This is a genomic window from Delftia sp. RIT313, from assembly GCF_000632165.1.
Classification (GTDB): Bacteria; Pseudomonadota; Gammaproteobacteria; order Burkholderiales; family Burkholderiaceae_C; genus Comamonas; species Comamonas acidovorans.
This window is the reverse complement of sequence record NZ_JFYT01000059.1, coordinates 42,119-53,065: the sequence shown is the minus strand read 5'-3', so window position 1 is coordinate 53,065 and position 10,947 is coordinate 42,119. Positions and strand designations below refer to the sequence as shown.

The 10,947-nt window shown below is 67.7% G+C and carries 9 protein-coding genes; 5 read left to right on the top strand and 4 right to left on the bottom strand.

The window, feature by feature from the left end:
• Positions 1-125 precede the first annotated feature (125 nt).
• Both BW39_RS18510 and BW39_RS18505 read left to right on the top strand, forming a co-directional pair.
• Complete coding sequence (locus BW39_RS18510; protein ID WP_326923864.1) at positions 126-329, top strand: hypothetical protein; 204 nt, start codon at positions 126-128, stop codon at positions 327-329.
• Between the two features lie 212 nt (positions 330-541).
• Entirely contained in the window at positions 542-2,920 is a 2,379-nt protein-coding gene (locus tag BW39_RS18505; RefSeq protein ID WP_043823573.1) for a TonB-dependent siderophore receptor, read from the top strand.
• Positions 2,921-2,998: 78 nt separating this feature from the next.
• Here the strand turns inward: BW39_RS18505 and BW39_RS18500 are convergent, their stop codons facing one another.
• On the bottom strand, positions 2,999-3,262 hold the full coding sequence (locus BW39_RS18500; RefSeq protein ID WP_043823571.1) for a hypothetical protein: 264 nt from the start codon (positions 3,260-3,262) through the stop codon (positions 2,999-3,001).
• 207 nt (positions 3,263-3,469) lie between these two features.
• Between BW39_RS18500 and BW39_RS18495 the strand changes: the two genes are divergently transcribed.
• Together BW39_RS18495 and BW39_RS18490 are read left to right on the top strand one after the other, a co-directional pair.
• A complete protein-coding gene (locus tag BW39_RS18495; RefSeq protein ID WP_043823569.1) occupies positions 3,470-3,763 on the top strand; it encodes a DUF2789 domain-containing protein in 294 nt (97 codons plus the stop codon).
• 86 nt (positions 3,764-3,849) lie between these two features.
• On the top strand, positions 3,850-5,793 hold the full coding sequence (locus BW39_RS18490; protein WP_043823566.1) for a hybrid sensor histidine kinase/response regulator: 1,944 nt from the start codon (positions 3,850-3,852) through the stop codon (positions 5,791-5,793).
• A 45-nt stretch (positions 5,794-5,838) separates the two neighbouring features.
• Here BW39_RS18490 and BW39_RS18485 read toward each other — a convergent pair whose 3' ends face one another.
• The 3 genes from BW39_RS18485 to BW39_RS18480 form a co-directional block, all read right to left on the bottom strand.
• A complete protein-coding gene (locus BW39_RS18485; RefSeq protein ID WP_043823563.1) occupies positions 5,839-6,450 on the bottom strand; it encodes a hypothetical protein in 612 nt (203 codons plus the stop codon).
• Positions 6,451-6,586: 136 nt separating this feature from the next.
• Positions 6,587-6,709: a hypothetical protein gene (locus tag BW39_RS32175; RefSeq protein ID WP_013803059.1), complete on the bottom strand. Its 123-nt coding sequence runs from the start codon at positions 6,707-6,709 to the stop codon at positions 6,587-6,589.
• Between the two features lie 130 nt (positions 6,710-6,839).
• A complete protein-coding gene (locus BW39_RS18480; RefSeq protein WP_043823561.1) occupies positions 6,840-8,798 on the bottom strand; it encodes a sigma-54-dependent Fis family transcriptional regulator in 1,959 nt (652 codons plus the stop codon).
• A gap of 320 nt (positions 8,799-9,118) precedes the next feature.
• Between BW39_RS18480 and BW39_RS18475 the strand changes: the two genes are divergently transcribed.
• Positions 9,119-10,921 (top strand): NAD(P)/FAD-dependent oxidoreductase, encoded by a 1,803-nt coding sequence (locus BW39_RS18475; RefSeq protein WP_043823560.1) that lies wholly within the window; start codon positions 9,119-9,121, stop codon positions 10,919-10,921.
• The last annotated feature ends 26 nt before the right edge of the window (positions 10,922-10,947 follow it).

Below are 10,947 nucleotides of genomic sequence, written 5' to 3'. Positions count from 1 at the left end.
CCCCCCGGCCCCGCCGCCGGCGGCGGCCCCGGCGGGGGGGGGGGGGCGCCCGGGGGTGGGCGGGCCCCCGGCCGCGGGCGGCGGGGCGGGGGGGGGGGGGCCGCGGGGGGCGGGACGGCACGCCGCTGTCCGAGGCTGTGGCGCAGATGCAGCGCTACCGCAGCGCACCCATCGTGCTGGCCGACCGGCATGCGGCGCAGCTGCGCATCTCGGGGCAGTTCGACCTGGACCGCATCGACCAGCTGCTGGACCTGCTGCCCCGCCTTGCGCCCGTGCAGGTGCGGCATGAGGACGACGGCCGCGTGCTGATCTCCACGCGCCACAGGTAGGTGCAGGTAGGCGCAGGTAGGCCGCCCGGCAGTTGTCCCTGCCGCCGCTGGCCTGATCCAGAAATTTTCCGTGGCCATGTGTACAAACCTGCGCGCTGCAGCGGCTTACAGGCAGACCGGCATCGCGCCCGGGGCCGAGCTGGCCCTGAAGGGGCCTGCCGCCACCGCCGTACCCCGTATTCCGTACCCAACGCCTCAGGAGAGATGTCGCCATGAACCCTTCCCCTACCGTCACCGGCCTGCCGCGCCTTCGCATCGTGGCCCTGGCCGCCGCACTGTGCATTGCCGGCCTGGCCCATGCCCAGCCCCTGGCCGTGGACCTGCCGGCCCAGCCGCTGGCCCAGTCGCTGAACGCGCTGGCGCGCCAAAGCGGCGCCCAGATCATCTTCCTCACCGATGTGGCCCAGGGCCTGCAGGCGCCCGCGCTGCGCGGCACGCTGGAAGTGCGCGAGGCCCTGCAGCGCCTGCTGGCCGGCAGCGGCCTGCAGGTGCGTGCGCAGGATGAGCGCACCTTCACCGTGGAGCGCAGCGGCGGCCCGGCTGCCAGCTCCGGCGCTGGGGGTGCCGTCATGGCAGAAGTGCGCGTGCTGGCCTCGCGCGCGGAGGACACGGCCTACTACGCTCCCTCGGCCGCCAGCGGCACCAAGACCGAGGCGCCGCTGCGCGACGTGCCCCAGACCATCAATGTGATCCCCCAGCAGGTCATGCGCGACCAGGCCGCCACCTCGCTGCAGGACACGCTGCGCAACGTGGCCGGCATCGGCCTGTCGCACGGCGACGGCCAGCGCGACCAGGTCAGCATCCGCGGCTTCACCAGCATCGGCGACCAGTTCGTGGATGGCTTCCGCGACGATGCGCTGTATTTTCGTGACCTCTCCAACATCGAGCGCGTGGAAGTCGTCAAGGGCCCGGCCGCGGTGCTCTATGGCCGCGGCTCCTCGGGCGGCCTGGTCAACCGCGTGACCAAGAAGCCGGGCGTCAATGTCTCCGACGTGGCCGTCAGCGTGGGAAGCTGGGCCGACAAGCGTGCCGAATTCGACGTGGGCCGCGCGACCGAGGGCAGCGACTGGTCCTGGCGCGTCACCGGCGCCGCCGAAGACGCCAACAGCTACCGCAGCCAGCAGTTCCTCAAGCGCGAGACCATCGCCCCCTCCGTCATGTGGAAGCCGGACGGCAATACCTCGCTGACGCTGCAGGCCGAGCTGCTGAGCGACAAGCGCGTCACCGACTTCGGCATTCCCGCCTATCGCGGCCGCCCCGTGGATGTGGCGCCCGGCACCTACTACGGCTCGGCCAATGCGCGCGATGCGGACACCTCCGAATCCACCGTGGGCTCCTTCACTGCCACCTTCAACCACCGCTTCTCGGACACGCTGCGCGTGCGCAACGCGCTGCGCTACTACCACTACGAGCTGGACCGCCAGAACACCTTGCCGGCTGGCACCACCAACGAGGCGGCCGGCACCGTGGCGCTGACCCGCTCGGGCGTGGACCGCAACGAGCACGGCATCTTCAACCAGACCGAGCTGATCCAGAATTTCAGCACCGGCAGCGTGCAGCATGAAGTGCTCTACGGCCTGGAGCTGGGCCAGCAGAACAAGGATGCGCTGTCCTACAGCGGCGGCACCCTGGCCAACGTGAACCTCTGGAACCCCGTGCTGCCCGTGGCCCCGCTCAACGGCGGCGGCACCCTGAGCGGCAGCACGCTCAACCGCTACCTCACGCGGGCCCTGTACCTGCAGGACCAGGTCACGCTGTCGCCGCAGTGGAAGCTGCTGGTGGGCCTGCGCTATGACCGCTTCGGCCAGGAAACCGACAACCGCCTGGCCGGCCAGAGCGACTTCAGCCGCACGGACTCCACCTGGAGCCCGCGCGCCGGCCTGGTGTGGCAGCCCGATGCCGTGCAGTCCTATTACCTGTCGGTCAGCCGCTCCTACCAGCCTTCGGCCGAGATGTTTGCGCTGTCGGCGACCAATGCCGCCATCAAGCCGGAAAGCACCACCAACTATGAAGTGGGCGGCAAATGGGACCTGATGGACGGCAAGGCCATGGCGACGGCATCGCTGTTCCAGCTGGAACGCACCGACATCAAGACCACCAACCCGGCCCAGCCCACCCAGCTGATCCCCATCGGCACGCAGCGCACTCGCGGCCTGGAGCTGTCGCTGTCCGGCGAACTGCGCCCCGGCACCCAGGCCACCTTCAGCTACGCCTACCTGGATGCCGTGGTCACCGAATCCACCACCGTGGACGCCGGCCAGCCCGTGCAGGGCAAGCGCGCCACCATCACGCCCAGGAACTCCCTGTCTGTCTGGCTGACCCAGCGCCTGGGGGATGCCTGGACCGTGGGCGGCGGCCTCAACTACGTGGGCGACCGCTTTGCCAACCCCGGCAACACCGTCACGCTACCCGCCTACACGGTGGTGGATGCCATGGCCCAGTACCGCATCGGCCGTGCCACCACGGTGCAGCTGAACCTGCGCAACCTGTTCGATCGCCGCTACATCGTCTCGGCCCACGGCACCAGCCCCAACCTGAACCTGCCGGGTGCGCCGCGCAATGTGATGGTGACGCTGCGGCACAGCTTCTGAGGCCGCGCCGGCAGCGCCGGCCTCTGCAAAAGACAAAGGCCCACGCAAGTGGGCCTTTGTCCATTTGGGCCGTGCCGTTTACTCGGTCGCCTTCTTCAGCGAGTCCTTGGCGTTGTCTGCCGACTGCTTGGAGCGCTTCTTGTGGTAGTCCGACTTGACGTTGTTCACGGCCTTGCCGACCGGCCCGCTGTCCTTGGCCTTGGCGTCGGCCTGCTTTTCCTTCACCTTGTGGTCTGCGGCGTCGGCGGCCTCGGAGGCGGCCTTGCCCACCTGGGCGTGGGCGGTCGACAGGCCTGCGGCGAAGGCAAGGGAGATGGCGGTGGCAAGCAGCAGTTTTTTCATGGAATAGGTGTCCTGTGATGAAGTGGCTGCATGGTGCGCCAGTGCGCTGGTGCCGCCTTGTAGGAGCAGGGCTGTGCTGTGCGCGGGCACTGCGGCCCAAGCGCAGAAGGGCTTCCGACGGTAGCTTGCTTCGGTGTCCGACATGGGGCAGCCGGCCGAGCTTCTAGCCTTGGACCAACCCCCGCCAACACCCAACAAGGACACACCATGATCACAGCCGAACCCACCATGACCAACCTCTTCGATCAGCTGGGACTGGATTCCAGCCCGGAGGGCATCCGTCAGTTCATTCTTTCGCACCGCCTGGAGAAAAACACGCTGCTGGTGGACGCGCCTTTCTGGACCGATGCGCAACGCGCCCTGTTCTCGCAGCAGTGGCATGCCGATGCGACCTGGGCGCTGGTGGTGGACCAGCTCAGCGAGGCTTTGCATTCCGAGCCCGACCTGGACGCCGTGCCTGCCCCGGTGGCTTCCGAGCATGAGCAGGAAGCGCGTCCCTGATCCTGTGATGCAACCGCTTGCGATGAATCCGTGCTGCTTACAATTTTCGCGGCGCATTCAACCCATTTGCCTACGGAGTCGCTCACATGCTGACCTCGAATGGTCTGGCGTCGGCCTCTCCAGGCTCCGACGCTCTCTTGCCCCTTGACCCGGGCCACGCCGTTCTGGATGCGTTTCCCGACGCCGTCTTTGTCGTCGGGCTCGACGGCCGTCTGGCCCACTGCAACCGCCAGGCCCGCAGCCTGCTGGACCACTCCGGAGATGCGCTGGAGGGCAGCGTTTTCGAAGAGCGTTTCGTCGCCCAGGCTGCGCGTTCAGGCTGGGCAAGCCGCCAATGGGAGCCTCCTGCCCAGGCCGCACAGCCCCGGCAGGCCAGCTGCTGGCCGCTGCTGACCTGTTCAGGGCGCGAGCGGCCCGTGGCTTCGAGCACATCGCGCATACGGCTGCCGGACGGCAGCCCGGCGTTGCTGCTGTGCGTGCGCGAGGCCGATGCGCACTCGCCTGCAGCGCCGCCGTCCGCGCCGCCGCCCCTGTCCAGCCCGCTTTCCAGCGCCGAGCGCAGCTTTGCCTTGCTGGTGCAAAGCGTGACCGACTATGCGATCTACATGCTCGACCCCGAAGGCCGCATCGTGAGCTGGAACCTGGGCGCCAAGCGCATCAAGGGCTATGAGGAGGAGGAGGTCCTCAACACCCATTTCTCGCGCTTTTACACGCCCGAAGACCAGCAGGCCGGGCTGCCCCAGGCGGGGCTGCGCACGGCGGTCAGCACGGGCCGCATGGAGGCCGAAGGCCTGCGCGTGCGCAAGGATGGCTCGCGCTTTTGGGCCTCGGTGGTCATCGATGCCATCTACGATGACGGCCGGCTGATCGGCTTTGCCAAGGTCACCCGCGATGTGACCGAGCGCAAGGCCGCCGAATCCCAGCTGCGCCAGGCCTTGAAGATGGAGGCCATCGGCCGCTTCACGGGCGGCGTGGCCCATGACTTCAACAACCTGCTGATGGCCGTGCTCAGCAGCCTGGAGCTGCTGCGCAAGCGCATGCCGCCCGACGAGCGGCTGCGCGCGCTGGTGGAAACCGCCACGCGCGGCGCCCAGCGTGGCGCCTCGCTGACCCAGCGCATGATGGCCTTTGCGCGGCAGCAGGAATTGAAGACAGAGGCCGTGGACGTGGCGGTGCTGCTGTCGGGCCTGCAAGGCCTGCTGCAGCAGGCGGCCGGCCCGCATATCTTTCTCAAGATGGCCCTGGCCGCCAACCTGCCGCGCATCCTCACCGACCCCAGCCAGTTCGAGAGCAGCATGCTCAACCTCGTCGCCAACTCGCGCGACGCCATGCCGGGCGGCGGCGTCATCAAGATCGCGGCGGCCGTGGAAACGATGCTGCCGCGCCAGCTTGCAGGCCTTGCCGCAGGCTCGTATGTCTGCGTGCGCGTGGAGGACACCGGCGAGGGCATGGACGAGCAGACGCTGTCCCGCGTGGTCGAGCCCTTCTTCACCACCAAGGGCGTGGGCAAGGGCACCGGTCTGGGCCTGGCCATGGTGGACGGGCTGGTGGCCCAATCCGGCGGCAAGCTCGTGCTGCACAGCACACCGGGCAACGGCACCACGGTGGAGATGTGGATGCCCATCTCCAAGGACGAGAGCACGGCCTGCCACCTGGGCGCCCAGCGCACGCAGGACGTGGGACCCATGGACGTGCTGCTGGTGGACGACGACCCGCTGGTGCTGGCCAACGCCTCGGCCCTGCTGGAGGACCTGGGCCACCGTGTCACGGCCCTCGGCGCCGGGCAGGAAGCCATCGACCTGCTGGCGCGCCAGGCACGCTTTGACGTGGTCATCTCCGACTACGCCATGCCCGGCATGAACGGCGTCGAGCTGGCCGAACACATTGCGCAGCGGTATCCAGGCTTGAATTTCATCCTGGCCAGCGGCTTTGCAGACATCCCGGCGCTGCCGCCTGGAATGACGCGGCTGGCCAAGCCGTATTCGCAGGAGGATCTGAGCCAGTTGCTGCATCAGTTGATGAGGGCGTGAGCACCCATGGAGATGGCCTGCGAAGCGTTTTCGCAAGCCATCACATCAAGATGGCAGGGTGGAAACAATGGCGCGATTGGCCTGCAGGTGGGCTTCAATCGACGCCAGTTGCGCGTCGTAATCACTGATGACTTGCGCGGAGGTACTCCGCGGCATCCTTGTTTTTAGAAAAACAAGAACGGGTATGACGATCAAGGAAAGCATCCACGCCAACGTGAGCGCAGTGTTGAGGGCAGTCATCTTGATCTGGTTTATCGCCGTAGGACCCGCAAGAAGCAGAACGAGGAAGCTGATGCCGGCCAGCTTCAACCTTCGGCCGCGTGCGTGTGCACGCTTCTTTTGATGGGCTTCCAACGCTTGTGCACGCAGCGCAAGAATCTGCTGCTTTTCTTGCGTCAGCCTTGGAATGGCCAGTTCTGCCGCTGTGCGATCCGTGCCCCGTTGGATGGCGTGAAGGGAGTTTTCCACCTTTTTCAGTGAAATGATTCCGCCTTGACGTTCAAGAATTTGGGCGCTTCCGCAATGCGCGCAGATGAAGCGTTCCGTGTCACTTCCAATCTCCAGTGGAGCGGAGCAATTGGCACAAGACAAGCTGTATATCGGCAAGCCACTCTCCCGTTTTTCTGGGGCAATCCAAAGCCAAAGCTGCCCATGCATGCCAAGTCATCCGGCCGTATTCATTGCATCGCCCATGGGCAGCGAGCCGGGCAGTGTAGCGCTGAATGCGGCGGGTTTGACGAGGCTGCATGCGCAGCCGGACCTGCTCCAGTTGTTGCAGCCGTGGGGGGAGGGCTCAGACACCTGCCTTCTCGAACAGCCGGCGCAATACCTGCATGGGCAGGAACCTGACCTTTCGCCGTTTCAGTTCCCGCCGGAACAGGCGCTCGCGTTCAATGAAGTTGATCTTGGGTTTCATCTTTTTTTGGGGCTGCAATGGACGAAACGCGCCAATCTACTGGTGAACGCCGCAGCTCCTGTAACACCGTGTCAGCGACGCTTCGGGATTGCCGGTTGCCCGTTGCCCGTTGGCGCTTGGCCCTATGGCCCTATGGCCCGCGCCATTGGGCATGCCGCACGCCCAGCTGCAGCTGCTGGATGCGGCGGTGGATGGTGGAGCGGCTGACGCCGAGCTGGCGCGCCGCCTCGGAGACGTTGCCCTGGCATTGGGCCAGCAGTTGCTCCAGCGCCTGTGCGGCGGGCTCACTGGTGTTGCTGGTGCTGTTGGCCAGGGCGGCGCTGCAGGGCGGGGCATTGTGCAGCGCGTCGGGCAGGTGGTCGGGCTCGATGCTGCCGTCGCCATCGTTCCCGCACAGGGCTGCGGCGTAGCGCAGCGCGTTGTGCAGTTCGCGCAGGTTGCCGGGCCAGGCGTGCGCGGCCAGCAGCGCGCGGGCCGCGTCGCCCAGGTGCAGATGGCTGCCCAGCGTGGCCAGCATCTGGTCGGCAATGGCCTGCAGGTCGCTGCGCTGGCGCAGGGCGGGCAGTTGCAGCTCGGCGGCATTGAGGCGGTAAAGCAGGTCTTCGCGGAAGCTGCCGCGCCGCACCAGTTCGGCCAGCGGGCGGTGCGAGGCCGAGATGACGCGAACGGACACGGCCCGTGGCGCGCGGGCGCCCAGCGGGGTGATTTCGGATTCGGACAGGACACGCAGCAGCTTCGCTTGCAGGGCCAGTGGCATATCGCCGATCTCGTCGAGGAAGAGCGTGCCTTCGTGCGCCGCGGCGATCAGGCCCTCGCGGCCCTTGCTGGCGCCGCCGGTCCAGGTGCCGGGCAGGTAGCCGAACAGCTCGCTTTCCAGCAGCGCCTCGGGAATGGCCGCGCAGTTGATGGCGATGAAGGCGCCGCTGCGGCCGCTGCTGGCATGCAGCGCGCGGGCCAGGTATTCCTTGCCTGCGCCGGTCTCCCCCTGCACCAGGATGGGTAGCGTTTGCGGCGCGAGCCGTGCGGCCTTGCGCAGCAGCGTCTGCAGCCTGGCATCGCCCGTGTCCAGCGCCTGCAACGCTGCCGGCAGCGGGGGCTGCGCCGGCATGGCCTGCGCGCGCAGGCGGCGTGTCGGGCGCTGTGGCTCCATGGCATGGGCGAAGAGGATGCTGCCGTCGCGGGCGCGGATGATGCGCTCCTGCGCCGGGCGATGGCGGCGCAGCTCGGGCAGGTGGCGCAGGTCCACGTCGAAGAAGTGCTCCAGCGGCTGGCCGATGAGCTTGTGGCGCTGGCGCCAGTCCAGCTGCGCTGCGGCCACCAGCAGGCGGGCGCCTGCGTGGGTCATGGCGCGGATGCGGCCCCGTGAGTCCACGCTGATGGAGGCATCGGGATCGACGTCGAGGAAATCGGGCGACTGCGCCAGGCGCACCACCCAGTCCTGGCCGGACTGGGCCATCAGGTTGGCCTGCTCCACGCGACGCGCGGCGGCCACGACGAGGTTCAGCGCCAGGTTCTGGCTGGCCCGCTCGGCGGGCGAGCGCAGCAGCGATAGGTCCAGCACCGCAGCGAGTTCGCCGTGCATGTCGTAGATGGGCGCGGCCGTGCAGGACAGGCCGGTGTGGGTGAAGTCGAAATGGTCGCTCTGGTGCACGGTCAGCGCCTCGCCCGTTTCCAGGCAGGCGCCCACGGCCGAGGTGCCCGAGTGGTCCTCGCGCCACTGCGCGCCCAGGTACAGGCCTGCGCGGCGCAGGTCGCCAGCGTCGGCCTCGTGCCCGAGGAAGTCCACGGCCACGCCGTGCCGGTCCGCCAACAGCAGCACGTAGTCCAGGCCCTTGAGCTGCTGGTACAGCCGCTCCAGCGCATGGCGGGCGATGTGGATCAGCGGCTCGGACTCCTCGCGGTGCGCGCGCAGCTGGCCGTCGGTCACGATGTGGGCTTCGCTGGTATGCGCCGGGTCAAGCCGGTGGGAATCGATGCACCGGCGCCAGCTGCGCAGCACGGCGCGGTCGCGCTCCTGCCCGCGGTTGGAGTAGCCCAGGCCGAAGGCTTCGATTTCCTGGATGTGCGAGGCGTAGGACTGCAGGGGCATGGCGTGGAGTCGATGCGGGCTTTGAACGTGCCGCAGACGATTCTGTGCCCTGTGCGGCGCAGCGCCAATCAAGACTTACCCACTGCCCCTGCTGCGCTGCAGCACGCCTGGTGCGACAGGTGTCGCAGGGCTGCCCCACCTGTCGCGGGCGGCAACGCCGGGCAGCGGGGTGCAAGGCGCAGGGTTTGTACCGGAGGCGCGCAGGCAACCCCTTGATTTGCCTGGCGCATCCTGCCGCCGGGCCTGCCTGGCATGGTGATTGCGTAAGAGGGCCTGCCCGAAGAAAAACCAGCGGGCATGACCGCATCAAGGAGACAACCATGACCGATACGACGCCCAACGCCCGCGCCAAGGCGCTGCTTGACCAACTCAACCATGCCCTGGGAGACCGCGACTTCGCGGCCGCCAGCCGCCTGTTCGCCGATGAATGCTACTGGCGCGACCTGGTGCTGCTGACCTGGAACATCAAGACCATGGAAGGGCGCAGCCAGATCGCCGACATGCTGGCTGCGCAGCTGGACGCCGCGGCGCCCGTGCGCTTTTCGCTGGACGAGCGCGAGACGGTGGAGGAGGCCGATGGCGTGGTGTCCGCCTGGATCGTGATCGACACGCGCCATGCGCGCGGCGGCGGCCATGTCCGCATCAGGGACGGGCGCATCTGGACGCTGCTGACGGCCGCCCAGGAGCTCAAGGGCCATGAGGAGCCCATGGGCACGCGCCGCCCGATGGGGGCCGAGCACGGCATCCGGCGTGGCCGCCAGACCTGGCTGGAGCGCCGACAGCAGGAGGCCCAGGAGCTGGGCCGTGACAAGCAGCCTTTCGTGCTCGTCATCGGCGGCGGCCAGGGCGGCATTGCGCTGGGCGCGCGGCTGCGCCAGCTGGGGGTATCGCACATCGTCATCGACCGCCAGGCGCGCCCCGGCGACCAGTGGCGCAACCGCTATAAATCGCTGTGCCTGCACGACCCGGTCTGGTACGACCACCTGCCGTACATGCCTTTCCCGGACAACTGGCCCGTGTTCGCGCCCAAGGACAAGATCGGCGACTGGCTGGAGATGTACACCAAGGTGATGGAGGTCAACTACTGGCCCTCCACCGACTGCCTGAACGCCCGCTTCGATGAGGACAGGCAGGAATGGGAAGTCACCGTGGAGCGCAACGGCGAGACGCAGGTGCTGCGCCCCAAGCATGTGGTGTTTGCCACCGGCATGTCGGGCAAGGCGAATGTGCCCAAGATCAAGGGCCAGGACGTCTTCAAGGGCGAGCAGCAGCACTCGTCCCAGCACCATGGCCCGGATGCCTATGCGGGCAAGAAGGTGGTGGTGATCGGCGCCAACAATTCGGCGCACGACATCTGCGCGGCCCTGTGGGAGCACGGCGCCGATGTGACCATGGTGCAGCGCTCGTCCACGCACATCGTGCGCTCCGATTCGCTGATGGACATCGGCCTGGGCGACCTGTATTCGGAGCGCGCCGTGGCCAGCGGCGTGACGACCAGGAAGGCGGACCTGATCTTCGCCTCGCTGCCCTACCGCATCATGGCCGACTTCCAGGTGCCGGTGTACGACCGCATCCGCGAGCGCGACGCGGACTTCTACCGCCAGCTGGAGGCGACCGGCTTCATGCTGGACTTCGGTGATGACGACTCCGGCCTTTTCATGAAGTACCTGCGCCGCGCCTCGGGCTACTACATCGACGTGGGGGCCTGCGATCTGGTGATCGACGGCAGCATCAAGCTGCAGGCGGGCAAGCAGATCAGCCACCTGTCGGAAAACGCGGTGGTGCTGGCCGATGGCACCGAGCTGCCGGCGGACCTGGTGGTCTACGCGACCGGCTATGGCTCCATGAACGGCTGGGTGGCCGACCTGATCAGCCAGGAGGTGGCAGACAAGGTGGGCAAGGTCTGGGGCCTGGGCTCGGACACCACCAAGGACCCGGGACCGTGGGAGGGTGAGCAGCGCAACATGTGGAAGCCCACGCAGCAAGAGGCGCTGTGGTTCCACGGCGGCAACCTGCACCAGTCGCGCCACTACTCGCTGTACCTGGCGCTGCAGCTCAAGGCGCGGCAGGAAGGCCTGCCAGTGCGTGTCTATGACCTGCAGCAAGTTCATCACCTGCGGTAAGGCCGAATAATCGCCATGGGGCGGCT

Excerpts from the sequence above, each read along its gene's own strand:
- BW39_RS18485 (WP_043823563.1), bottom strand. The coding sequence starts at position 6,450 with ATGCATGGGCAGCTTTGGCTTTGGATTGCCCCAGAAAAACGGGAGAGT.
- BW39_RS18495 (WP_043823569.1), top strand. The coding sequence starts at position 3,470 with ATGATCACAGCCGAACCCACCATGACCAACCTCTTCGATCAGCTGGGA.
- BW39_RS32175 (WP_013803059.1), bottom strand. The coding sequence starts at position 6,709 with ATGAAACCCAAGATCAACTTCATTGAACGCGAGCGCCTGTTCCGGCGG.
- BW39_RS18475 (WP_043823560.1), top strand. The coding sequence starts at position 9,119 with ATGACCGATACGACGCCCAACGCCCGCGCCAAGGCGCTGCTTGACCAA.
- BW39_RS18480 (WP_043823561.1), bottom strand. The coding sequence starts at position 8,798 with ATGCCCCTGCAGTCCTACGCCTCGCACATCCAGGAAATCGAAGCCTTC.
- BW39_RS18500 (WP_043823571.1), bottom strand. The coding sequence starts at position 3,262 with ATGAAAAAACTGCTGCTTGCCACCGCCATCTCCCTTGCCTTCGCCGCA.
- BW39_RS18490 (WP_043823566.1), top strand. The coding sequence starts at position 3,850 with ATGCTGACCTCGAATGGTCTGGCGTCGGCCTCTCCAGGCTCCGACGCT.
- BW39_RS18505 (WP_043823573.1), top strand. The coding sequence starts at position 542 with ATGAACCCTTCCCCTACCGTCACCGGCCTGCCGCGCCTTCGCATCGTG.